The 20,586-nt window shown below is 64.5% G+C and carries 26 protein-coding genes; 13 read left to right on the top strand and 13 right to left on the bottom strand.

Annotation, left to right across the window (positions count from 1 at the left end):
• Positions 1 to 109: 109 nt before the first annotated feature.
• Positions 110 to 1,567 (bottom strand): sensor histidine kinase, encoded by a 1,458-nt coding sequence (locus tag QMG72_RS16640; RefSeq protein ID WP_282360934.1) that lies wholly within the window; start codon positions 1,565 to 1,567, stop codon positions 110 to 112.
• A 177-nt stretch (positions 1,568 to 1,744) separates the two neighbouring features.
• Here QMG72_RS16640 and QMG72_RS16635 point away from each other — a divergent pair, with 177 nt between their 5' ends.
• From QMG72_RS16635 to QMG72_RS16595, 9 genes are all read left to right on the top strand, one after another.
• Positions 1,745 to 2,077, top strand: a complete 333-nt coding sequence (locus QMG72_RS16635; RefSeq protein WP_283481169.1) for a hypothetical protein — start codon at positions 1,745 to 1,747, stop codon at positions 2,075 to 2,077.
• A gap of 173 nt (positions 2,078 to 2,250) precedes the next feature.
• Entirely contained in the window at positions 2,251 to 3,573 is a 1,323-nt protein-coding gene (locus QMG72_RS16630) for an alpha/beta hydrolase (RefSeq protein WP_283481168.1), read from the top strand.
• Positions 3,574 to 3,649: 76 nt separating this feature from the next.
• Positions 3,650 to 4,378 carry an ABC transporter ATP-binding protein gene (locus tag QMG72_RS16625; RefSeq protein WP_283481166.1) on the top strand — a complete coding sequence of 243 codons (729 nt, stop codon included), beginning with the start codon at positions 3,650 to 3,652 and terminating at the stop codon, positions 4,376 to 4,378.
• Positions 4,375 to 5,277, top strand: a complete 903-nt coding sequence (locus QMG72_RS16620; RefSeq protein WP_283481164.1) for an ABC transporter permease — start codon at positions 4,375 to 4,377, stop codon at positions 5,275 to 5,277. The genes QMG72_RS16625 and QMG72_RS16620 overlap by 4 nt, the downstream gene beginning before the upstream one ends.
• The gene (locus QMG72_RS16615) at positions 5,270 to 6,238 is read left to right on the top strand and encodes an ABC transporter permease (protein WP_282360929.1); all 969 of its coding nucleotides are present in this window, start codon (positions 5,270 to 5,272) and stop codon (positions 6,236 to 6,238) included. Before QMG72_RS16620 ends, QMG72_RS16615 begins: the two co-directional genes overlap by 8 nt.
• Positions 6,239 to 6,242: 4 nt before the next feature.
• Positions 6,243 to 6,821 carry a hypothetical protein gene (locus tag QMG72_RS16610; RefSeq protein ID WP_283481163.1) on the top strand — a complete coding sequence of 193 codons (579 nt, stop codon included), beginning with the start codon at positions 6,243 to 6,245 and terminating at the stop codon, positions 6,819 to 6,821.
• Between the two features lie 179 nt (positions 6,822 to 7,000).
• Positions 7,001 to 7,810: a DedA family protein gene (locus QMG72_RS16605; RefSeq protein WP_283481162.1), complete on the top strand. Its 810-nt coding sequence runs from the start codon at positions 7,001 to 7,003 to the stop codon at positions 7,808 to 7,810.
• On the top strand, positions 7,807 to 8,097 hold the full coding sequence (locus QMG72_RS16600; protein ID WP_283481161.1) for a hypothetical protein: 291 nt from the start codon (positions 7,807 to 7,809) through the stop codon (positions 8,095 to 8,097). The genes QMG72_RS16605 and QMG72_RS16600 overlap by 4 nt, the downstream gene beginning before the upstream one ends.
• A 105-nt stretch (positions 8,098 to 8,202) precedes the next feature.
• Positions 8,203 to 8,352 carry a hypothetical protein gene (locus QMG72_RS16595; RefSeq protein ID WP_283481160.1) on the top strand — a complete coding sequence of 50 codons (150 nt, stop codon included), beginning with the start codon at positions 8,203 to 8,205 and terminating at the stop codon, positions 8,350 to 8,352.
• Here the strand turns inward: QMG72_RS16595 and QMG72_RS16590 are convergent.
• Positions 8,349 to 9,230 (bottom strand): MFS transporter, encoded by an 882-nt coding sequence (locus QMG72_RS16590; protein ID WP_283481159.1) that lies wholly within the window; start codon positions 9,228 to 9,230, stop codon positions 8,349 to 8,351. The two genes, QMG72_RS16595 and QMG72_RS16590, sit on opposite strands and share 4 nt — an antisense overlap.
• 357 nt (positions 9,231 to 9,587) lie before the next feature.
• Here QMG72_RS16590 and QMG72_RS16585 point away from each other — a divergent pair, with 357 nt between their 5' ends.
• On the top strand, positions 9,588 to 10,349 hold the full coding sequence (locus tag QMG72_RS16585; protein WP_283481158.1) for a mechanosensitive ion channel family protein: 762 nt from the start codon (positions 9,588 to 9,590) through the stop codon (positions 10,347 to 10,349).
• Positions 10,350 to 10,531: 182 nt separating this feature from the next.
• Here the strand turns inward: QMG72_RS16585 and QMG72_RS16580 are convergent, their stop codons facing one another.
• From QMG72_RS16580 to QMG72_RS16530, 11 genes are all read right to left on the bottom strand, one after another.
• Positions 10,532 to 11,092, bottom strand: a complete 561-nt coding sequence (locus QMG72_RS16580; RefSeq protein WP_283481157.1) for a hypothetical protein — start codon at positions 11,090 to 11,092, stop codon at positions 10,532 to 10,534.
• 149 nt (positions 11,093 to 11,241) lie between these two features.
• Positions 11,242 to 11,595: a hypothetical protein gene (locus tag QMG72_RS16575; RefSeq protein WP_283481156.1), complete on the bottom strand. Its 354-nt coding sequence runs from the start codon at positions 11,593 to 11,595 to the stop codon at positions 11,242 to 11,244.
• On the bottom strand, positions 11,570 to 12,184 hold the full coding sequence (locus tag QMG72_RS16570) for an anti-sigma factor (protein ID WP_283481155.1): 615 nt from the start codon (positions 12,182 to 12,184) through the stop codon (positions 11,570 to 11,572). The genes QMG72_RS16575 and QMG72_RS16570 overlap by 26 nt, the downstream gene beginning before the upstream one ends.
• Entirely contained in the window at positions 12,181 to 12,750 is a 570-nt protein-coding gene (locus QMG72_RS16565; protein ID WP_283481154.1) for an RNA polymerase sigma factor, read from the bottom strand. Before QMG72_RS16565 ends, QMG72_RS16570 begins: the two co-directional genes overlap by 4 nt.
• A 71-nt stretch (positions 12,751 to 12,821) precedes the next feature.
• A complete protein-coding gene (locus QMG72_RS16560; RefSeq protein WP_283481153.1) occupies positions 12,822 to 13,049 on the bottom strand; it encodes a CsbD family protein in 228 nt (75 codons plus the stop codon).
• Positions 13,050 to 13,129: 80 nt separating this feature from the next.
• Positions 13,130 to 13,738, bottom strand: a complete 609-nt coding sequence (locus QMG72_RS16555) for a hypothetical protein (protein WP_283481152.1) — start codon at positions 13,736 to 13,738, stop codon at positions 13,130 to 13,132.
• Positions 13,735 to 14,316: a DUF6286 domain-containing protein gene (locus QMG72_RS16550; protein ID WP_283481150.1), complete on the bottom strand. Its 582-nt coding sequence runs from the start codon at positions 14,314 to 14,316 to the stop codon at positions 13,735 to 13,737. Before QMG72_RS16550 ends, QMG72_RS16555 begins: the two co-directional genes overlap by 4 nt.
• Positions 14,317 to 14,716: 400 nt before the next feature.
• Positions 14,717 to 14,908: a DUF2273 domain-containing protein gene (locus QMG72_RS16545; protein ID WP_283481148.1), complete on the bottom strand. Its 192-nt coding sequence runs from the start codon at positions 14,906 to 14,908 to the stop codon at positions 14,717 to 14,719.
• Positions 14,905 to 15,396, bottom strand: a complete 492-nt coding sequence (locus tag QMG72_RS16540) for an Asp23/Gls24 family envelope stress response protein (protein WP_502934671.1) — start codon at positions 15,394 to 15,396, stop codon at positions 14,905 to 14,907. The genes QMG72_RS16545 and QMG72_RS16540 overlap by 4 nt, the downstream gene beginning before the upstream one ends.
• Before the next feature lie 123 nt (positions 15,397 to 15,519).
• Positions 15,520 to 15,801: a hypothetical protein gene (locus QMG72_RS16535; protein ID WP_283481147.1), complete on the bottom strand. Its 282-nt coding sequence runs from the start codon at positions 15,799 to 15,801 to the stop codon at positions 15,520 to 15,522.
• 725 nt (positions 15,802 to 16,526) lie between these two features.
• Complete coding sequence (locus QMG72_RS16530) at positions 16,527 to 16,862, bottom strand: DUF427 domain-containing protein (protein WP_283481145.1); 336 nt, start codon at positions 16,860 to 16,862, stop codon at positions 16,527 to 16,529.
• Positions 16,863 to 17,326: 464 nt separating this feature from the next.
• Here QMG72_RS16530 and QMG72_RS16525 point away from each other — a divergent pair, with 464 nt between their 5' ends.
• The 3 genes from QMG72_RS16525 to QMG72_RS16515 all read left to right on the top strand — a co-directional run bounded on the left by QMG72_RS16525 (position 17,327) and on the right by QMG72_RS16515 (position 20,574).
• Positions 17,327 to 17,629, top strand: a complete 303-nt coding sequence (locus QMG72_RS16525; protein ID WP_283481144.1) for a DUF427 domain-containing protein — start codon at positions 17,327 to 17,329, stop codon at positions 17,627 to 17,629.
• 141 nt (positions 17,630 to 17,770) lie between these two features.
• Positions 17,771 to 19,177 (top strand): bifunctional alpha/beta hydrolase/OsmC family protein, encoded by a 1,407-nt coding sequence (locus tag QMG72_RS16520; protein ID WP_283481143.1) that lies wholly within the window; start codon positions 17,771 to 17,773, stop codon positions 19,175 to 19,177.
• Positions 19,178 to 19,218: 41 nt separating this feature from the next.
• The gene (locus QMG72_RS16515) at positions 19,219 to 20,574 is read left to right on the top strand and encodes a dihydrolipoyl dehydrogenase family protein (protein ID WP_283481142.1); all 1,356 of its coding nucleotides are present in this window, start codon (positions 19,219 to 19,221) and stop codon (positions 20,572 to 20,574) included.
• The last annotated feature ends 12 nt before the right edge of the window (positions 20,575 to 20,586 follow it).

The raw sequence follows: 20,586 nt of genomic DNA, 5'->3' as shown, positions 1-20,586 counted from the left end.
GAACAGCTGTGGCGTCCCGCGCCGGAAGGCCGCATCCGCTGCATCCGATGAGGCAGCAACTGACCTGTGCCAGGTTTTTCGACGCCTTGAGCAGCCGGGCGCGGCGTCTTTACGGCGCTTCGGCCAGGCGCGGGTCCACTGCATGGTTCGGCGCCCCTGGTTGGCGGGCTGTGGCGGGGGCCGGCGTGAAGCCCAACTCGAACCGGCATCCGCCGTCGGGGGTTTCACCTGTGCGGATCCAGCCGTGGTGGGCTGCCATGATTCCCGCGGCGATGGCCAAGCCGAGGCCGCTGCCGCCGCTTTCACGGGACCGGCTTTGATCAAGCCGGACAAACCGCTCGAAGATCCGCGTCCGTTCCCCCACCGGCACCGGCGGCCCGTCGTTATCGATCGTGACGAGCGCCCCGTCGGTAGTGTTGAGCAGCCTAATGCTGATCCGGGAGACGGCGTGCCGGTCGGCGTTGTCCAGGACGTTGCGCATGACCTGGCCCAGCCGCCGCGGGTCTCCGGCGACCCTGACGGGCTCAAGGGTGACCTCGATCAGGCGGGTAGTGGTGGAACGCAGCCGGCGGACTTCCTCATTCAGGACATCATCAAGATCTACGTCTGTGGTCTCAATCCGGAGGCCGCCGTCGTTGGTTTTGGCCAGGGTCAGCAGATCCTCCACCAGGTAACGCATGCGGGCTGTTTCCCCTGCCAGGATGTTTTTCATTTGCTCCCAGGTGGCCCCGGAGGTGTCTGCGGCGGCGATCTCCACCCCGGCGCTGAGGGTCGCCAGCGGGCTGCGCAGTTCGTGGCTGGCGTCGGAAACGAAGCGGCGTTGTTCCTGGTCCGAGGCCTGCAGCCTACCCAGCATCATGTTCATCGTCTCGGCTAGGGCCTGGATCTCATCGGCGGTCGGCGGCACGTCCACGCGCCCGTCCAGGCTCCGGGCACTGATCCCCGCGACCTGGCCACGGATGCGTTCCACTTGCCGCAGTGACCGTCCCACCAGCACCCAGACGGAAATGCCCACGACCGCCAGCAGCGCCGGGGTGGCGCCGAGGATGAACCAGGCCACTGTGGAAACGGTGTCGGCCTGGACTTGGACGGTCGCAGCGACGACCACCGTGTAGAGCCTGCCGCCGACGTCGACGCCGGTCGCCACGATCAGGAAATCATCATCGTCACGCAGGCTCGGCAGCCCGGAAACGTCCTGGGTCAGGGTCTGTCCGGCCCCGGGACGAAGGGAAGTTAACGGGGCCGCGGCAGCTGCAGGTATCGATGAGGCGAAGACGGAACCTCCCGGTGCGAGAATTTGGACGTATTGGCCGGTATGGGCGGTCGAGGCAATGTATTGGCCGGCTTCACCGACGTCCTGGCCGGAAATCTGTGCGATGACGTCCAAGCTTTGCTGCCGTGCCGTCGTTTCCGTTGACGCCACAAGGGAGCTCTGGAGCAGGACGAGCAGGACGATCCCGCCCACTGCCAGTGCCGCCGCGACGACCAGTACCGCGGTCGCGGTCGCGCGCTTGCGCACACCCCATCGTGCACGGCGCCAGCGCGCCAAACCCTGAGCAGCATCCATGTTCCAAGGATGGGCCCGGCAACGGGCAGAAAACAAACCCCGCCCCCGGGGCCTGTCTCAGCCAGGCCTCAAGCACGCTAAGTCTCCTCTCAGCCTCCACGGACCACACTGGATCCATAGCCACCCGCACCGGGAGGCGCCGGCGGACCCAAGAGTCCGCCACGAAAGGAGCCGGACATGAACGTCAAAGACCTGAAAACCAAGACCAAGATCGTCATCGTCAGTGCAGGAGTCCTCGGCATGGCCGGGCTGGGGCTTGGGGCCGCTAACGCTGCAACCCCGACGCCGACCACCACCCAGTCCGTCACGGCGGAGACGCCCACTCCGGGCGACACGGCCGACGCACCAGGTGCTGTCGACACCCCCACAGCCGGTGACACTGCGGATGCCCCGGGGGCTGTCGAGGGTACCGAAACGGCAGACGCACCGGAAGCACCCGGTGATACCGGCCCGAACGTTGAGCAGACCGGTGACCACACCGATCCCGGCGACGCCCCGGGTTCCCCGTAGCACCGCCGCGCAGGCGGACCTGAGGAAAGGATCGGCCGACAACACAGCGCCGCCAACGTGCCGGGACCCGCGAAGCACCACGCTTCGCGGGTTTTTCGGCGTCCGGGCAACAGCACCAGCGTCCGCTATCAACTCCAGCGTCCGGGAGTCCCGGCAGTTCGAAGGACTAAGGCATGAACGCTCTTTCCGGGTTGGATTTGCTCACCGGGGTTATTCCCCTCAGTGTCGGGTCCGCGGCAGCGGCGGCAGGACTGTACCTCCTCATCCGGCGCGGGCGGAGTTGGTGGATGAAGATAGCAGCGGCGGTCCCCGCCGCTGCCCTGCTGGCCCTGGGGACCAGCTGGTTCCTGGTTCATGTGGCCGCGGTATCAGCCCAGGAGCTGCCCTCGCCCATTACCGGGTGGATCGGCATCGCGTGCCTGGCTGTGCTGTTGGCGGGGTTGAACCTGACCGGAACCGGCTGGCGGCGAAAAATTATTGCACCGGTGGCCATGGCGGTGCTGATTCTGGGTGCCGCATTGGAAGTAAATGCCTATTTCGGCGCCTACCGGACCCTCGGGGACCTGACCGGAGCCAGTACCGCAGCCATCCAGACGCTTCCGGCAGGCGCCCGGCGGGTGCCCGGGACCGCGGACCAGCCCGGTCCCGGCCCGAAAGGGGCCTCGTTGGCGGCCACATGGGTGAAACCCGCGGGGCTGCCCGCGGCCGGGACGATAAACTCGGTGCAAATCCCCGGCGCAGCGTCCGGCTTTGTCGCCCGCAGCGCCTACGTCTACCTCCCGCCGGCATACCAGGCGGACACAGGACCGGCCCTGCCGGTCCTGGTCCTGGTCGCTGGCCAGCCCGGCTCACCGGTCGACTGGGTTGTTGCCGGCGGCGTCAAAACCGCCATGGATAACTTTGCCGCAGCACACAACGGACTCGCACCCGTCGTAGTCATCCCTGATGTCAACGGCTCGGCTACGGGCAACACCATGTGTATGGATTCGCGGATCGCCAAGGCCGGCACTTACCTCTCCACCGATGTCCCGGCCTGGATCAAAGCCACTTTGAGAGTGGACCCCGACCCCACCCGGTGGGCGATCGGCGGTTTCTCCTTTGGCGGGACCTGCGCCCTGCAAATGGCGTCCCTGCACCCGGATGTCTACGCATCAGCGATCGACCTCAGCGGCGAAGCGGAACCGGCCTTGGGTCCCGACCGTGCCGCGACCGTCGGGCAGGCGTTCGGCGGCGACACGGCAGCCTTCGACGCGGTGGTGCCCCTGCACGTCCTGGCTACCGGGCACTACACCCACAGCAGGATCTACCTTGCCGCCGGGGCGCAGGACGGCACGTTCGCCGGCTATCAGGCTCGTGTCGCTGACGCAGCAACCAGGGCCGGTATGGACGTCACGACCGCCCTGGTGGCCGGTCAGGGGCACTCCTGGGAGGTACCGCGGCAGTCCCTGGCCCCCGCCATGGACTGGCTCGCGCCGATCCTGGGGCTGAGCGGCTAAGACCGGGAATCCGATGACCGACGCATCCTCAGGGTTCTCTTATCGACTGGAGCATAGGTTTCAAAGCATGACGGACATGGCAATTCAAACCAGCATGCTGGCTAAGACCTACGGATCGAAACAGGCCCTTGAGGCCCTGAACCTCGAAGTTCCCGGCGGCGAGATCTTCGGCTTGCTCGGACACAACGGGGCGGGCAAAACAACGACCGTGAATATCCTGACCACCCTGCTTCCCGCCTCATCCGGCACGGCACGGATAGCGGGCCACGACGTCACCACCGGCGCAGATCTGGTGCGCCGGTCGATCGGATACCTTCCGGAGAATGTCCAGTTCTACGACAACCTCACGCTGGCGGAGAACCTGATGTTCTTCGCCCGGCTCTCCGGGGTTCCTGATCCCGCTGCCCGGATCGAGGCGGCACTGGCTGCCGTGGACTTCACCGGCCACGGCCAGGAGCGGATGTCCACGTTTAGCAAAGGGATGCGGCAACGGGCCGGGATCGCTCAGGCCATCCTGCACGAACCGAAGGTTCTGTTCCTGGACGAGCCAACCTCCGGACTGGACCCGCAGGGCGTGGCCAAACTGCGGGAGATCATCATCAGTCTCAACCAGTCGGTGGGAATGACCGTGTTTATGAATACCCACCTCCTGGCAGAAGTGACCAAGACCTGTACCAGCATCGGGATCCTTAGCTCAGGACGGCTGATCTACCAGAACTCCGTCGCGGCCACCCTGCAGGCTTTCCCGGACCAGGCGTCGCTGGAAGACATTTACCTCCACATCGAAGCAGGCACCCCCTCATGAATCCCTGGACTGCCACCGTCGGGCATGAACTGCGCAGCGCCGGCCGTGAACGCCTGCCCCAACTGCTCCTCGTCATCTTCATCGGCATGACCGCATCCGCTGCGTTTATCGGCTCGGCCGCGAAAGCAACCGTTACCGAGGTCTATAACTCAGCGGCCGGCCAGGGCCTCACGAGTGCCCCTAATCCGTTCGGAAATGTCCCGCCGCTCTACTACGCCCGCAACACCGTCATTTACATCCTCCTGAGTGGGGCTCTGCTGGCCATCGTGACCGGCGTCCAGTCCGCGATGCGTGACCGGCGTGCCCGGACGGTCGATCTGGTCCTTACCCGGCGCCTGTCCCCGGCCGGGTACCTGTCGGCGAAAATGACCGGCATCAGTCTGGGGCTCCTCGCGGTGCTGGGGTCCTCGGCCCTGATCAGCGCGGCCTGCATCAGCGCAGTCACCGGAACCATCCCCGCATTCGATCAGCTGCTCCGACTCCTCGCGCTTTTCGGCGTGGCATGGCTTTTCCTGCTCTTCTTCGTGGCACTGGGCATGCTCAGCGGGATCCACGCATCCAGCTACACCTCCGCACTGCTGGTCCCCATCGTGATCTGGAGTGTCATCATCTTCGTGTTGCCGCTGCTCGGGAGCGCGGTACACCCCGTCTCGCTGCTGAACCCCGTAACACCCCCTACCGCCCCGCAGACCGGCGTCTTTGCGGTCACCGAGTCCCTCACCGGTCCCTTCTCACTCGGGGAGCACTTCAAACACGTCGCAGCAATCCTGCTCCAGGACCCCCAAGCCACCGGCACCATGGCCGGCGGGATCACGGTGATCGTGGCCTTCCTCTCGGCCGGGATCGGCGCGGTCTCCCTGACCGGACGGTCCAGCATGCGAAAGGAAATTCATGACTAGCCTCATCACGCTGTGCAAGAAGGAACTTCGGGACCTCACCCGGAACCGTTCCCTGCGGCTGCTCATCCTCTTCCTAGCCGTCGTCGTCGTGCTCTCCGTCCTCGTCGCGGCCGCGGACTTCCGGACCAAAACTGCCGACTACAACACCTATCTCGCGGCCCTTAAAGCCAGCGGCGGCGCCGTGACCGCGCCGCCGCCTGACCTTTTCCCGCTACAGATGCTCCGGGCGGGCATGGAATACCTGGAAATCGTCGGGAGCCTTTTCGCCGTGATCCTCGGCTACGGACTGATCGCTAAGGAAAAGAACAACGGGACCCTGCAACTGCTCTTCACCCGCCCTCTTGGCAGACACAGCTTCGCCGCCGGGAAAATCCTGGCCGTCCTGATCATCTGGACCGCCGTCACCACTGCCCTGTTCGCCGTCATCACTGCGACTTTGCTCATCGCCGGCAACGCACCCCTGACAGGAACAGACCTCATCCGGCTGCTCATCGCCGCAGCCCACACCACCATCTACCTCACCCTGTGGTCCCTCGCGGCGCTGGCCTTGGCCGCCCTCACCCGGGCCCCGGGTACAGGGCTGATCCTTGCCCTGGTTCTCTGGCTCGTCGTGGTCCTGATCATCCCGCAAATCGGCGACACCATGGACCCGGATAACCAGATCCCCGGCGGCCTGTTTGCGAGCCTCCAAATCGACAAAGCCCACGAACACGCCGTCATGGCGAACTTCACGGGCTACGAAACAGCCCGCGACCTCATCGAACAAACCTCCCTGACCAAACAATACGAACGCCCCCTCTTCGCCTGGCTCGGCATCAAAAACCAATACAACCAACAGTCCCCGGCATTTGTGTGGGCCGGGACCTTTAACCACAGCCTTTGGCTCCTCGCCGGATTCTCCGCGGCAGTCACCGCAGCACTCCTGGCCGGCACCCGGGACAAACTCCTCCGAAAGGTCTAAAACCATGAAGACGCTCACCCTCAAGAAAATTCTCCCCCTGGCACTCATCGTCATCGCCGCCGTGGCCGGGATCCTGATCTGGCAGGGGACCTCCGGGGCCGGCACACCATCGGCCCAGCCCTCATCAGCGGCTCCCGCGGCCACCGTGCTGCCCGTCACGAAAAACCCCATCACGGCCACCGGAACCGCCCCCGGCCTGGCCATCACCAAAGCCAAGGCCGAAGACAACACCGACCCGCAAACCAACGCAGCCGTTCCGGACCGGCTCCAGTTCACCCTCAGCAACTCCACCCGCGCCCCCATCAGCGCTGTGGAGGTCTACTACACCATGACGGATTCAGCCACGGGACAAACGGAGTCCTACTACCAGAAACTCGACCCACTGACCCTGGCACCGGATACCTCCGCCACAGTGTATTTCGACAACGGCACCGGCCCGGGTCACTACCCGGAGAACAAATACAGCCTCTACCGCACCTCCACCAACGAAGTAAAAATCAGCGTCGAAGCAGCCGCGCCCGGACTCGCACCAGCCACCGCCACCGCCACCAAAGCCAAGGGCACCGGCGAAAAACTCGACTGACGCGGGCTGCTGCCGGGCCACGCGACCTTGCAGGGACACGCCTCAGGATCCCCTCAGGCGTCATCATCCATGCTGGTAGTACCAATACAAACCCGCAGGAGACCCACCATGAAAAGCCAGAGCAGGAGCGCCGCTGGAGGATCAACCTGTCCGGCCGCCCGAGAACAGGACCGCACGTCATGACCTGGATCATCGATGCCATCCGCAACGCCGGGCCCCTGCCCGCCTACCTAATCATTACTGCCCTGGTCTTCGCCGAAGACGCCCTGTTCATCGGATTCATCCTGCCCGGCGAAACCGCAGCCGTCCTCGGCGGGGTCTTGGCCAGCCAGCACCATCTCCAACTCTGGCTCATCCTGCTCCTCGTCATCGCCGCAGCCATCATCGGAGACACCGTCGGCTACCAGATCGGCCACCGATTCGGGTCCCGGATCCTGCAGATCCCCCTACTCCAAAAACGCCGGCCGCAGCTGGACCGGGCACGGGAACTGCTCGCCTGCAAGGGAGGATCCGCCGTGTTCCTCGGACGGTTTACAGCGTTCTTCCGTGCCGTTATGCCCGCCCTCGCCGGGCTCTCCCACATGCCCTACCGCCTCTTCCTGGCCTTCAACACCGCCGGCGGCACCATCTGGGGGGCCGCGGTGGTCCTCGCCGGATACTTCGCCGGAAACGCCTACCTTACGGCCGCCAAAACCTTCGGACCCACAGTAACCATCGCGCTGCTGGCCGTCCTCACGGCCGCGGTGGCAGCCTGGTACGTCCGAAAAAGGATCAAAGCCCGAACCGGTGAGGGCCCTGCTGCGCCGCTATTCCAAAGCGAAACTCCCGGCCAGCCGGTGTCTTGGGAAACCAATCATCCCGAAGACCCGCAGCCGCCGATGCGTTCTGCACGCGCATGCACGGTGCCGTGGGTGTCTGTGCTGGATGAAGCAAGGCCTTGCCAGCAGGTCCCGATAACGAACGCTCGCAAGCAAAGGACGAGCCGATGAACTCTAAACAGCCCCAGGGTCCCATGACCGGAACGGCACCCCGAGCCCAAGGACCTGAAAACGACACGGCCATGTCGCTGCACGACCAGGCCCGGGACATCATCCAAGCGGTCCTGACCGACCCCGACCCCCAAAACGCCTCTGTCAAGGCCACCCTGCGCAGCCTTCTCGCTGCCCACCCGGATGACCACATCGCCGTACTCCGGGAACACCTGATCCTGACACGGGGACTGGGCCGTACCTCGGGCAGGACTTCCGGAAAAATGCCGGACTCGCTGCGGAACTGAGAACCCGGTCACGGTTCGACATTTCCTGGCGAGGGAGTGTCTGAATAACGGTGGATCCGTGGTTGGCCTGACACGTCGGGCCGTGTCTGGCGGGGAGGACCGATTATGAGCGAAACACTGGATCCCATGGCGACAGATGTGGATCAGCAAGAGTTGGCGCAGCAGCTCCTGGCGCAGGCCAGAGAACAGGGAACGCGTTCGCCATCACCTTCGAAGGAAGAATCAATTAAATGCCAGCCACGGTTCCACCGTTAAACGGACACTCCCCCTGGCGATGACAATGAAGGGGCTGGCGTGGCCCTGCGGCCCGAAACAGTCCCGGCCCCTTTCCCTGGAACGCCGGGGTGAAGCTGGGGGCGGGTCGTCTCACGCGATGGCGGGAGCGGCATTGCCTCGGATGGACAGTCGCTCCCGCTCGCTGTGTTTGGTAGGTGGTGTTTGGGGCGGAGGGCGGCTGCCTGTTCGAGGTTCTGGCCTTTGGTTTCGGGGGCCATGAAGAAGCCGACGGCCGCGCCGAGGAGCGCGATGCCGGCGGCGATCCACATCGTTCCGGAGTGCCCGAGGTGGGTCAGGGCCAGGGGAGTGGCGAAGGTGCCGGTAGCGGCTCCGATGCGGCTGGTACCGGTGCAGAGTCCGACGGCGGTGGACCGGACTTTGGTGGGGAAGAGTTCGTTTGGGTAGATCCATTCCAGGATCGAGGGGCCGCCGTTGAAGATGGCGTAGGAGGCGAACGCCAGAGCGATCAGTCCCAGGGGTGTGGTGGGGAAGAGGGCCAGGAACAGCAGGCCGACGCCGGAGAGGATGAAGCCCCAGATCAGGACGGGCCGGCGGCCCAGCTTGTCCACGACGAGGAGGGCGACGACGTTGCCGACGAGGAAGAAGAGGTTGATCAGGCCGTAGCCAATGTTGGCTTCGTCGCCGGACTGGAGGTTGAACAGGGCCAGGATCTGGGGTCCGAAGGCGTAGATGGAGAACAGCGTCACGATGGTGCAGGTCCAGAAGATGGAGATAAGGATGACCCGGTGGAGGGAGCCGCCGGTCAGGACGAGTTTGAAGGCCTGGGCCGTGCTGAGCTTTGCGGCGTTGGGGTCACGGCTGGCGCTGAGGCCTGGCTCCGGAAAAGGGCTTCCCATGTCCCTGTCAGCAGTGAACGCGTGTCTCGGGTTCCGGCGACCCGACCCCCGGATTGTCAGTAATAGGAGGGGCAGTTATACAGCTCCAGCGACCGACCCTGGCCCTCGGGGCCTCAATAAATGTAACAGGGGATTCCGGCTTCCAATCGCCATGGTCTTCGCAGCGGCCCGGCATGGGCTGCCATAACGCGCGGAATCAGGAGCACCCCGCCTGCGAGAGGTAATGTGAGCCCCGCGCCAGCCGCCAGAGAAATATACTAAGTATGCTTTCCTTAAATTTACAAGCATGCTTATCTTTTTGTGAGTCCTCCGCCGGAGGACAGGACTTGTCTATTAGCCCTGTACTAGGAGGCACTTTTGTTGGATACCCTTAAGGCAGGACTGGCGGTGGTGGTGGCCTTTGTGCCGCAGTTCCTGCTCTTTCTTGTCATCCTGATTGTTGGACTGTTGATTGCCAAGGCCATTACCAAGGCGTTGTCCCGGTTGCTGCATAAGGTCGGTTTCGACCGGGCTGTGGAGCGCGGCGGTGTGAAGAAGGCGTTGGCCAATACATCGCTTGATGCCAGTGACATTGTTGCGAAGATCATCTACTACGCCTTGGTGCTCTTCGTCCTTCAATTCGCTTTCGGCGTTTTTGGTCCGAACCCGGTCACCACTCTGTTGGCAGCCATCATCGCGTTTCTGCCCAAGGTCGTTGTGGCCATCATCATCGTGGTGATCAGTGCGGCGATTGCCGCCGCCGTAAAGACAGTCATCCAAGGATCCCTTGGCGGGCTGTCCTACGGCAAAACCCTGGCGAATATCGCCAGCATTTTCATTCTGGGCATTGGCATCATTGCGGCCCTGAACCAGGTGGACATCGCCACCACAGTGACGACGCCGATTCTGATCGCCGTGCTGGCAGCCATCGTGGGGATCCTCGTCGTCGGCGTCGGCGGCGGGTTGATCAAACCGATGTCCGCTCGCTGGGAACAGTACTTGAACAAGGCCGAAGAAGAAGCGCCTAAGATCAAGGCCCACGCCCAGAACGCGCCCCCGGCTAAAGACCAGGTTACCGAAGCGGCCCAGAACTACCTGCCGACCCAGGAAGAATCAGGATCCGGCGCCCACCGGCTGTGATCGGCGGGGCATCCCCACCGCGTCCTGGCACTGCGGCAAGTGGATTTATCGGCCCGGGAGACCCACTAGCCGATCTCATCGCCACCAGCTGCTCGCCGCCGTTGCCCTGGCACGTTGGGGCGGGCCCGGACACAGCCAGTCCTTGTGCGTCGGCCGTCAAATTCGTTGCTGGCCAATTACGATCACCTATCATGCCTGTGCCGTGCCGGGTCCGCCGTTTCCGGCACGTCGGGATCGGCGGCCCCGGATCGGCCGGACAACTCCTGCCCGATGAACTCATAGTGGGCGAGCATGTCGGCCACGTTGGTGCCGGGGCATCCGCTTTCGTCATCAAGCCAACTGAAGACAAAGTCGCTTGCCGTGAGAAGTTCATTGTCGGTGAAGTCGTTTAGGCGGGTGCGGTGGCCGCCGCCCGGGCTGACCGCGGACCATGCGGACAATGATGGGTTGCGCTCCCGGGAGCGTATGTCCAGAGAGATGCCCCGGCCCCGGACAGGTAATCCTCCGGGGTCGTTGCATGCGGCTTCCAGGTCTGTGCGCAGTCCGGCAAGGGCCGCTGACTCCACGAACGTGGCATGGCCCAGGCGGACCAGGATGTGGGCTGTAGGCCGAATCTGCCGGATTCTGCAGGCAATACTTATCAGCGCTCCCCGGGAGACTTTGGTGAGGTTGCCCGCTATCTCGACGTGGACGGTGTCCGATGGGGTGTCTAGAAAGACAAACGCGTCGAGGCAACCATCCATGGATTGTTGCCTCGACGGGATATCGGTCGAGGCTGTCGGCTGATGATGTGGTAGCCAGTGGACGGTGCCGTCAGGGAGTGCGCAGCGCGCTGCCGGGGTGGGCTGTATGCCGCTCCCGGCGTCGGAAGGGCCGGGCGCTGGCCTGCGTATCACGTCGTCGGTCCTGTCCCGCACGGCACGTACCGGATGGAACTGATTTCCACAACGACGTTCACGTTGCTTCCCCTCAGGTGGTCAGCGAGGCTGGTGCGGAGGACCTCGGCGATGTTGCGGGCGAGGTCGGCGGCCGGGACAGAGCCGTCGGCTCCGACCCGGACCCTGGCGGTTGTCGAGGTACCTTCGGTGCTGACGAACACACGGTCCGTGGCCGGATCACCGGGTGCCGGGGCCAATGCATCCTGGACTCGGCGCGCCAGGTATTTCCAAGCCGGGTCTGCTGGGTAGAGGGTGTGGACCCCTTCCAGGGACATAATCAGTTTACTGAGGCGGGCGGCTTCGGTCATCGTCCCGTCCTTTCGTTCCGGGCGGGGAGGGGGGACGGAGTTCGGTGATGGTGATGTCCAGCGCCGCGATGTTCAGTTCGGAGTGCGTGGCCAGGGCTGCGGCGAGTTCCGTGCGCAGGGTCGCTGCGAGTTGGGGGAGGCGGTAGCCGTACCTGGCTGATACATCGACGTTCACGATGATCGGCGCTCGAGGGGTGGTGACGGCGCCGGCAAAGCGGCATTTGCCGATCATGACGCCTTCGACCGTGTCGCCGACGGAGCGTACGAGGCCGGTCAGGGCTCCTTCTGTCTGGAACAGCACGTCGCCGGCGAGCCCGGGTGCGACGGGGATGCTGCGCCCAGCCTTAATCTCCAGGTTAAGGTTAGCGAGGATGTTTTCCAGCCAGGGCGAGTCGTCCCGGGCTGCCTCGGCGAGATCTTCGGCGAGAAGGTCCCGGGTAAAGTCCTGGAGCCTGCGAAGCCCGGCCAACCCGGCCTGGCACTGTGGGCAGGTGCTGATGTGTTCAACATCATCGGACGTGCCTTTGTCGAGGTAGTCGCTGAGGTCTTCGATGGTGCGTCCGCAGCCGTTGTCGGTCGTGTCGTTCATCGCCAGTCCTCCATTTTCTGGGCCAGTGTGGTCCGTGCTCTGGCCAGCCGTCCGCGGACGGCGGCTTGGCTGATGTTGAGGGTTTGGGCGATGTCCTCATATGTTTGCCCCCCCAGTTCGCGCAGTACCCAACATCGTCGTTGCTCCTCCGGCAGCGCGGCCAGCGCGCGTTCGAGGGCTTGCGTGCCGGTTATTGTGATGACGGAGGACTCGGGCCCCGGCGCGGGGTCGGCCAGGTCCGGGCTGTGTTCGATTGTGGCGTGGGATTTGCGACGGCGGAGGACGTCAACTGCCAGGTTGCCTGTGATCCGCAGCAGCCAGGGACGAGCGGCGGCCGCATCGCGGAGCCCGCCGATCTGGTTCCAGGCCTGGATCAGGGCTTCCTGGACGACGTCATCGGCCTCTGTTGTCGAGCCCAGGACCCGGCGGGCGTAGGCGCGCATCATTGTCCCGTACCTTCGTGCCAAGAGCTCGAATGCGTCCATGTCGCCGTCGCCGGCCCGCCGGGCCAACAGCTCGTCGCTGCCTTCGGTGAGGGCTTCGGCGATGGTGTTGAGAGTAGTCATGTTCTCTGCCTAGTCAGAGCTGCGGGTCGTTGGGCAACAGCCGGGCCGGGACGGGAGTTCGGCACAGCGGGTTACTTGCTGAAGCCGTCTTTGAGTTTGCGGGCGGCATTCCTGATATTCTCGCCGATGTCGGCGGCGGCATCCTTGGCTTTCTCACCGGCTTCCTTCATCCCTGCGGCGGCCTGATCCTTTTGGCCCTCCCGTTCCAGCTGCCTGTCGTGAGTGAGTTTGCTGGTACCTTCTTTGGCGGCGCCGAGGTGGTGTTGAACGCTGATTTCTGCTTTGTCGTCGATGCCCATGGGGGTGTCCTTTCGTTGTGTGGAGTGAGTGCGGAGGACTGATTATCCGTGATCAGGAGAACGTTGGTTGCCCCAACGGCTCAACGGACGCGGTCGGTGCTCGACAGGGTGGAGCGCAGTCCGGTGGTGATGCGGATCAGGACCGGGCCTCGGTCCCCAAGCAGATTGTCGAGCCCGGAGATGAGTTCTTCACCGGTATCGGCCAAGTCCCGGGGCGAGACACCCTTGCGGGCTTGGAGTGTCAGTTTGAGACCGTCGGCACGCTTAGCTTTCCAGGTGCTGACGGTCGCTGCGATGATCCGGTCATCGCCGACGGTGGCTTTCCGGACGGCCGCGGAGGCAAGTGAGGTCTCCACAGTGGTGGTGCCAGGGTGCTCCGGATCTTCGCGTCGTCCGGCCCTGTTTGTTCGCCCGCCGCCTTGTGAGGCGATCCAGCCAAGAAGGAGTGCCATCACGACCAGTGCCAGCGCGAGGACCGCTATGGTCCACCAGCTGATGGACGAGCCGGGGATCGGTGCGCTGGCCAGCGCGTGGCTGAGATCTGCGAGCAGTGTTGCGCCGGTGGTGTTCCAGCCCTCGGCGATCGACGTGTTCAGGCCCGCGGCGCCGATGAGCGCGCCCACGCCCACCAGAACTAGACCGAGAAGCCCAAGGAGTAACCTGTTCAGGCCGCGGTGCGTGGCGTTCATATTCCCAGCGCCCCTTCCGTGCTGGTCCGGACCGTGATCCGGGGCGCGGCGGGGAGGCCGTACCGGGCGATTTCCTCACGGACCGCAACGTCGGCGGCTGCCGCGTCGGCCTTGATGCCGGAACTCGGGTGAATGACCACCTCCACGGTGCGCCCGCCGACGGTGGTGGTGACCTGTTCGGGGGCCAGGTCGGCGGCGGAACGCGCGCTGCGGGATACCGAGGCAGCAATGACATCGTCATCGACAACGACAGCGGCCCGGTTACTGGCCATAATGTGGCGGGACCGGCGGCCCGGGCCCAACGCCAGAACCAGGTAGAGGAGGCCTGTCAGGATCAGACCCGCCCCGGCGGCGACGAGCCCGGCCGGGAGGGTGTTGGTCGCCAGGGTTGCCATCCACCGCCCGATCTGTCCCGGTGCGGCCAGCAGGGCCGCGTTCCCGGTCAGGGAGAGGACGGCTTCGGCGCTTAGCCAGAGCAGGACGAGAATCAGGGCGGCCGCGGTGATTATTGATGCCAGCGCCCGGGACCGGCGGGTCTCCCGGCGTGCAATCCGGCGGATCTGCAGGTTCGTGCTCATCGGCGAGTGGCCTCCTTTTTCTCTCGAAGAAGGCCAGTGAGGCGTATGTCGACCCGAGCGACAGATGTTCCCGCTATAGTCAGCGCCCGGGCCAGAATATCGGTCCTTGCACGTTCGGCGCGCTCGTACAAGGTCCCGCCGGATGACGTGACAGCGAGGGGGTTCCGGGCAGCCTTAGTCAGGGACGGAATGGGCAAGGCCACTGCGACGGTGACGCTGAGGTGTCCCCGGTCATCGTGGACACGGGCTGTGACCGCCCGGGACGGAATCCCGAAGGCATCCGCCGCGATGGCCCCAATCGTGTGGTGCAAGGCGGCCGATGTGATTCTGGTGTGGCCCGCGAGGCGCCCCGCCCGAGGAGCTGCGCGGACTGTTTGCCGGGGCTCGATGGTGCTGTCGCTCATGAGGAGGAGCGCTTGCCGCGAAGCGCGTCGAGGACTCCGCCCAGATCCAGCCGGCCTTCCGCGCTGCGGCCCAGGGCCGCGCCGATGGCCATAAAGAGGGCCACTAGCAGTAAGCCCCAAAAACCGAAGGCCAGAGCCGTGATCGCCAGGGTTGCCCCGATCGCGATGCCGGCGAACATTGGGGTCACGAGACGCGGCCTTCGCGGGTGGGTGCGGCGGCCTTTTCAGCGTCTGAGTCATCTTCATCTTCGGACGGGATGTGAATGTCGGTGACCGTGATGTTCACTTCGGTGACTTCCATGCCCACCAGATCCTCAACAGCACCAAAAACGGCGTCGCGGACATCATCGGCGACCTTCTGCAGCGGATGCGGGTACTCCACTACCAAAGTGATATCGACAGCGACCTGAGTCTGCCCGACCTCCACGGAGACACCCTGCGTCAGGTCCTTCTGTCCCACCGCATCGCGCAGAGAACCCATCATCCGGGCTGCACCACCGCCGAGGGCATGCACCCCCGGGATGTCCTTCGCGGCAATACCGGCGATCTTCGCGACCACACCGTCGGCAATCGTGGTCGCTCCACGGCCGTCCTTGCCCGCCTTGGTGTTCACGGGGGTGGACGCCGATGCGGTCGGCAGGTCAGCAGGCGTCTTGCTCTGGGGCTGTGTAGTCAAAAGAATCACTCCTGGAAAACTATTCAAAACCATCGTTATTCAGCACCCGGCTGGATGCCTACAGGAATGAGACGTCGCCGTTAGGGAATTCGTCACGCACAGGCATGAGTGATTTACATCACACTAATCGGGATGGTTGCGGTGGCTAGTCGCATCCGTCGCGCCGGGTCGGCGTCGGGCACTGCGCCGGCGCCGGACGCCCGAGGAATAGAACGCGACTGACGAGACCGCCCCTAGGAGCAGTGTGCCGCCGAGGATGACGGCGACTGCCCCCGAACCCAGCAGGAAAACTGTTACTGCTGCCCCCAATAGCAGCAGCGGCAACACCAGTGCCGGAATCCAGAACCCGAATCCCCGCACCGGGAATGCAGGCAAGTCGTCGGCCCTCGCTTCTTGCCTTTCCATCCCGCACCACCTCCCGGATGGGCTGCCGCATGGGCGCCCGGAGCGATCGGGTCCTGTGCCGAAGTCGTTTAAAGGAATATCCTGTGAGGGGCCGGTAGGGCACCTGCAGGACACGGCCGCTGCACGCCTGCCAGAGGTTACCCGGACGCGTGAAGGTGTGGCTTATTTCACAATAGCCCCCGCCCAGGTGCTTGAGCGCTGCCAGTCAGTGACGCCGGACGCGAAACCAAAATGGTCAAGGGGCTTGGACCAATGCTCGGGAAAGTCACGCTAACGGCTTGATCACCCCCTATCCCTCGGCCTCCAGGGTGTAATCATCGTGGTGACGCCGATGATTAGTCCCGCCGCAATGGCTACTAGGGTCTCCACCAACGCGTTTCCAGCACCGATCAGAGTTGGCCCGCCAAGAGCATTGAGACTCTCAATCACAGCCGTCGAAATCAACGCGGGCAGAGCACTGCCCGAGGTAAGAACCAGAGCGCGTCGAAGCGGAATCGATTTCTGAGTGCGGGCACGTACGAGGACCGCGCCTACGACCACGGCGACGAGCGGCGCGAAATGGTAGGTCGTTGTCGGGTGGGAGACGGCCATGAGTACCCAGCCGAGCGCCACAGCGGAGGACACGGCGGCTGCCTCGAGTGCAACACGCCTGAACGAAGGGGCGCCGGTGGAACCTTCGGTATCGCGCGGATCGTCCCGCGGCTTTGTTCCGGGGGCGGGGGACGTCATTTGCGCGTCGTGATCCGGCGGCAGAGGGCAGTGAGCGGATTCTCCCTTGCTTTCACAACCCGGACGCCATTCCAAAAGGCTACGTAGTCGCGAATGTGTTCGGCGGCCGGTGAGGGGCTGGGGTAGTACCACGCGGCGTCAGCGTTCTGGTGCCCGTCCACCGAGAGCGTGTAGTACTTTGCAGTGCCTTTCCATGGGCAGTGGGATGTCGTAGGGCTGACATTGAAGTACACAGACTTCAGGGAGTCCGGCGGGAAGTAGTGGTTCCCCTCCACACGGGTTGTCGTATCCGTCTCTGCCAGTACGACGTCGTTCCAGATAGCTTGATACATGTCTGCTCCTTTTCGGTTTGCGCAGGATGTACACCGCATCAGTGGTTGAGCGGCCCCGCAGCGGGCCTGGCTCCGCTCTATATCCAGGCGGTTCCCCAGCCCGACGGCGGCCCAATCCACAGTAGGCCGCCCGAGGCACGGAGATCCGTAATCTGGGATACACAGCATTTGGACGACGCAGCTCCGGAAGTGAGGCCAGGTGCCGGTCAGGAAACCGACTGTCTCCGGGGCCCAATAGTCCCGAAACTTACCGCCCTAAGACCCACTCTCGTTCCGTGGGCTCCCTTGATGCTCCCCTTGGAAGCTCATCGACTGTCGGAAGGGACCCGGGCCCTGGCTGCAGGTGAGACCGGCACCAGGTAATTCACGGATCGTCTCTTGTGTGTCCCGGATCGCAGAACCCGGACGAGGATCGCCCCTAGATTCGTGGGAATGAATGATTTCACCCTGAAAGGGCGGATCCCATGAAAGCAGTATTTAACGGCACCGTGCTTGCGGAAGCACCCATGGACGAGCTGATCAAGATCGAGGGAAACTGGTACTTCCCGCCGCAGAGCGTTGACTCCGCCCTGCCTATTGCCAGTCCAACGCCGTACACCTGTGGGTGGAAAGGCCGATGCCAGTACTTCAGTCTCAAAGACGGCGGCGGGAACCTATTAGCGGACCGCGCTTTCAGTTACCCCGAACCGTATCCCGCGTCGCTGGATCGGGTGGGCCGGGATTACAGCAACTACGTTGCTTTCTGGAGAGAAATCCAAATCACCTAATAGCCAGGGGCGGATCCTGCACCTGCCAGGGCTCCCGCCTGAAGGCCTCCGGCCAGTGGCCGGGTTGCGCGCCAATTTAGGCAGCAGCGGTCAGATCTGGCCCATCCACAGAGGTATCCACAGACACGGGAAGGCTTGAGCATGCGGAGCGAGAGGCTGGAATTCCCGGGGTCGGAGGGGGTACTGCTGGCGGCCCGGCTGGATCTTCCGGAATCGGCGCCCCGGGCGTATGCGTTGTTCGCGCACTGCTTCACGTGCAGCAAGGACGTTCTGGCGGCGGCCAGGATCTCTCGAGCCTTGACCGGTTTTGGCATCGCCGTCCTGAGGTTTGATTTCACCGGTCTGGGACAGTCCGGGGGCGATTTCGCCAACACGAATTTCAGCTCCAATATTGAGGATCTTGTCCACGCGTCGGATTTCCTGCGCGAGCGCTTCGCGGCGCCATCGCTCCTGATCGGGCATTCCCTTGGCGGCGCGGCGGTGCTCGCCGCCGCCCACCGCGTCCCGGAGGTGCGGGCCGTGGCAACCATCGGGGCGCCGGCGGATCCGGATCACGTAGCGCATCTGATGCGCGCCAGCCGCACCGAGATCGAAGAGCGCGGTGAAGCCGAGGTGCTGCTCGCCGGGCGGACATTCCGCATCAGACGCCAGTTCCTCGACGACATCGCCGCACAGCCCCAATCGGAGCGCATCCGCCGTCTTGGCGCAGCCCTGCTGGTGATGCATTCGCCCGTCGATGCGACCGTCGATGCGGATAACGCGCGCCGTATCTACGAGGCCGCGCGCCACCCGAAGACTTTCATCGCACTCGATAACGCAGACCATCTCCTGACGAAGCCTGCGGATGCTGTTTTCGCTGCGACGATGCTCGCCACCTGGGCCAGCCGCTATGCCTTCGCTTCGCTCCCCGAATCGGTGCCGGGCCCTGACGAGGTGCCGGTGCCGGAATCGGCTGACCCGGCGGAGGGACTCGTGGTGGTCTCCGAACGCGGCACCGGCGATTACGCCCAGCATGTCCAGATCGGACGGCACCGGCTAACCGCCGACGAGCCCGAGCCTGTCGGCACGAACAGCGGACCGTCCCCGTATGATTTTCTGCTGGCCGGTCTGGGGGCCTGCACCTCGATGACGGTGAGGATGTATGCCCGGCGCAAGAACTGGCCGCTGGAAAAGGTGACCGTGTCGCTGAGACACTCCCGGATCCACGCCAGGGACTGCGAAGGATGCGAAACCGGGACCGGGCAGGTGGACAGGATCGAACGGGTCATCCGCCTGGATGGTGACCTGGACAACGGTCAGCGTCAGAGGCTTCGGGAGATTGCCGACAAATGCCCCGTGCACCGCACCCTGCATTCGGAAGTCCACATTGACACAACCGTCACCGGGACCGGGCCAGCCCCGGCGGCCCGCAGGAACCGGCCGGCACGGCAGGACATCGCTGAGCGTCCACCCAGCCGACCGCCGTCCGGGTCCGCCGGAGGCCCCAATGACCGGGCATTACCGCCGGAGGCACGGGGTCCCACCGATCTCGGTCCGGGCAGGGAATGAATTTTTCAGAAGGATCGGATTGATGATGGTAAGGAGATTTCGTGGCTGAGGAAGTTGATGTTGTTGTTATCGGGATGGGACCGGGAGGTGAGGCCGCCGCCGGCGATCTCGCAGAAGCGGGCCTCTCGGTCGTGGGAATCGAAGGACGCCTGGTTGGCGGGGAGTGTCCCTACTACGGCTGCATTCCGAGCAAGATGATGATCCGGGCAGGCAACTCCCTAGCGGAGGGCCGAAGGATCCACGGCCTCGCCGGGGATGCCGACGTCCGCCCGGACTGGGCACCGGTGGCGGACCGGATCCGCTCGGAAGCCACCGATGACTGGGACGACACCGTCGCCGTGGACCGTTTCACCGGCAAAGGCGGCCGTTTTGTTCGTGGCCGGGGCAGAATTACCGGGCCGCGGACGGTCAGCGCCGCTGGCCGGGAGTTCACCGCCCGCCGCGCCATCGTGGTCAATACCGGCACAGAACCGATGATTCCTCCGATCCCGGGTCTGGCCGACGTGCCGTATTGGACCAACAGGGAGGCCATCGCCGCGACCGTGTTACCGGAATCCCTCATTGTCGTCGGGGGAGGGGCGATCGGCGCGGAACTGGCGCAGGCCTTCGCACGCTTCGGCACCCGGGTTACCGTTCTGGAAGCGGCACCGGGCCTGCTGCCCCCGGAAGAGCCCGAGGCCGGCAAACTCCTCGAGGGAGTGCTGCGCGGAGAGGGCATCGACGTCCGCGTCGGGGCACGAATTGAAAGCATCCGGCACTCTTCGGGCGCCTTCACGGTAGACCTCGGCGGGTCGACCCTTCGTGGTGGACGGCTTTTGGTCGCGGCGGGGCGAACCACCAACCTCGAGCCCCTCGGCGTGGCCGGCCTGGGCCTGGATCCGGCCGCCCGCTTCCTGGACCCTGATGGTCACATGCGGATCGCCGACGGCGTCTACGCCATCGGCGATATCACCGGCAAGGGCGCCTTTACCCACGTGTCCATGTACCAGGCATCCATCGCCGCCGCGCACATCCTGGGCCAGGACCCGGCCCGGGCCGAATACCATGCGGTTCCCCGGGTGACGTTCACGGACCCCGAGATCGGTTCCGTCGGCATCACCGAGGCCCAGGCCCGCGGGAAAGGCCTGAACGTGCGTGTCGGTCTCACCGACCTGGCCACGTCCGCCCGCGGCTGGCTCCACAAGTCCGGCAATCAGGGGTTCATCAAACTCGTCGAAGACGCCGATCACGGGGTGCTGGTCGGTGCGACATCCGCCGGGCCCGCCGGGGGAGAGGTCCTCTCGGCCCTGACTCTTGCCGTCCACGCCCGGATTCCGATCAGCACACTGCGGCGGATGATCTACGCTTATCCGACGTTCCACCGCGCCATTGAAGACGCGCTGGACCGTCTTGAGTGAATCAGGCAGGGT

The organism is Pseudarthrobacter sp. PH31-O2 (assembly GCF_030063265.1).
In the GTDB taxonomy this organism is placed as follows: Bacteria; Actinomycetota; Actinomycetes; order Actinomycetales; family Micrococcaceae; genus Arthrobacter.
This window is presented reverse-complemented; position numbering and strand designations above follow the sequence as displayed.

What these genes read in the sequence shown, in the direction of transcription:
- QMG72_RS16580 (WP_283481157.1), bottom strand. Translation starts at nt 11,092, where the DNA reads ATGGATGGTTGCCTCGACGCGTTTGTCTTTCTAGACACCCCATCGGAC.
- QMG72_RS16530 (WP_283481145.1), bottom strand. Translation starts at nt 16,862, where the DNA reads ATGTATCAAGCTATCTGGAACGACGTCGTACTGGCAGAGACGGATACG.
- QMG72_RS16550 (WP_283481150.1), bottom strand. Translation starts at nt 14,316, where the DNA reads ATGAGCACGAACCTGCAGATCCGCCGGATTGCACGCCGGGAGACCCGC.
- QMG72_RS16605 (WP_283481162.1), top strand. Translation starts at nt 7,001, where the DNA reads ATGACCTGGATCATCGATGCCATCCGCAACGCCGGGCCCCTGCCCGCC.
- QMG72_RS16615 (WP_282360929.1), top strand. Translation starts at nt 5,270, where the DNA reads ATGACTAGCCTCATCACGCTGTGCAAGAAGGAACTTCGGGACCTCACC.
- QMG72_RS16630 (WP_283481168.1), top strand. Translation starts at nt 2,251, where the DNA reads ATGAACGCTCTTTCCGGGTTGGATTTGCTCACCGGGGTTATTCCCCTC.
- QMG72_RS16525 (WP_283481144.1), top strand. Translation starts at nt 17,327, where the DNA reads ATGAAAGCAGTATTTAACGGCACCGTGCTTGCGGAAGCACCCATGGAC.
- QMG72_RS16535 (WP_283481147.1), bottom strand. Translation starts at nt 15,801, where the DNA reads ATGGAAAGGCAAGAAGCGAGGGCCGACGACTTGCCTGCATTCCCGGTG.
- QMG72_RS16640 (WP_282360934.1), bottom strand. Translation starts at nt 1,567, where the DNA reads ATGGATGCTGCTCAGGGTTTGGCGCGCTGGCGCCGTGCACGATGGGGT.
- QMG72_RS16590 (WP_283481159.1), bottom strand. Translation starts at nt 9,230, where the DNA reads ATGGGAAGCCCTTTTCCGGAGCCAGGCCTCAGCGCCAGCCGTGACCCC.
- QMG72_RS16635 (WP_283481169.1), top strand. Translation starts at nt 1,745, where the DNA reads ATGAACGTCAAAGACCTGAAAACCAAGACCAAGATCGTCATCGTCAGT.
- QMG72_RS16600 (WP_283481161.1), top strand. Translation starts at nt 7,807, where the DNA reads ATGAACTCTAAACAGCCCCAGGGTCCCATGACCGGAACGGCACCCCGA.
- QMG72_RS16565 (WP_283481154.1), bottom strand. Translation starts at nt 12,750, where the DNA reads ATGACTACTCTCAACACCATCGCCGAAGCCCTCACCGAAGGCAGCGAC.
- QMG72_RS16520 (WP_283481143.1), top strand. Translation starts at nt 17,771, where the DNA reads ATGCGGAGCGAGAGGCTGGAATTCCCGGGGTCGGAGGGGGTACTGCTG.
- QMG72_RS16575 (WP_283481156.1), bottom strand. Translation starts at nt 11,595, where the DNA reads ATGACCGAAGCCGCCCGCCTCAGTAAACTGATTATGTCCCTGGAAGGG.
- QMG72_RS16555 (WP_283481152.1), bottom strand. Translation starts at nt 13,738, where the DNA reads ATGAACGCCACGCACCGCGGCCTGAACAGGTTACTCCTTGGGCTTCTC.
- QMG72_RS16570 (WP_283481155.1), bottom strand. Translation starts at nt 12,184, where the DNA reads ATGAACGACACGACCGACAACGGCTGCGGACGCACCATCGAAGACCTC.
- QMG72_RS16610 (WP_283481163.1), top strand. Translation starts at nt 6,243, where the DNA reads ATGAAGACGCTCACCCTCAAGAAAATTCTCCCCCTGGCACTCATCGTC.
- QMG72_RS16560 (WP_283481153.1), bottom strand. Translation starts at nt 13,049, where the DNA reads ATGGGCATCGACGACAAAGCAGAAATCAGCGTTCAACACCACCTCGGC.
- QMG72_RS16620 (WP_283481164.1), top strand. Translation starts at nt 4,375, where the DNA reads ATGAATCCCTGGACTGCCACCGTCGGGCATGAACTGCGCAGCGCCGGC.
- QMG72_RS16595 (WP_283481160.1), top strand. Translation starts at nt 8,203, where the DNA reads ATGAGCGAAACACTGGATCCCATGGCGACAGATGTGGATCAGCAAGAG.
- QMG72_RS16625 (WP_283481166.1), top strand. Translation starts at nt 3,650, where the DNA reads ATGGCAATTCAAACCAGCATGCTGGCTAAGACCTACGGATCGAAACAG.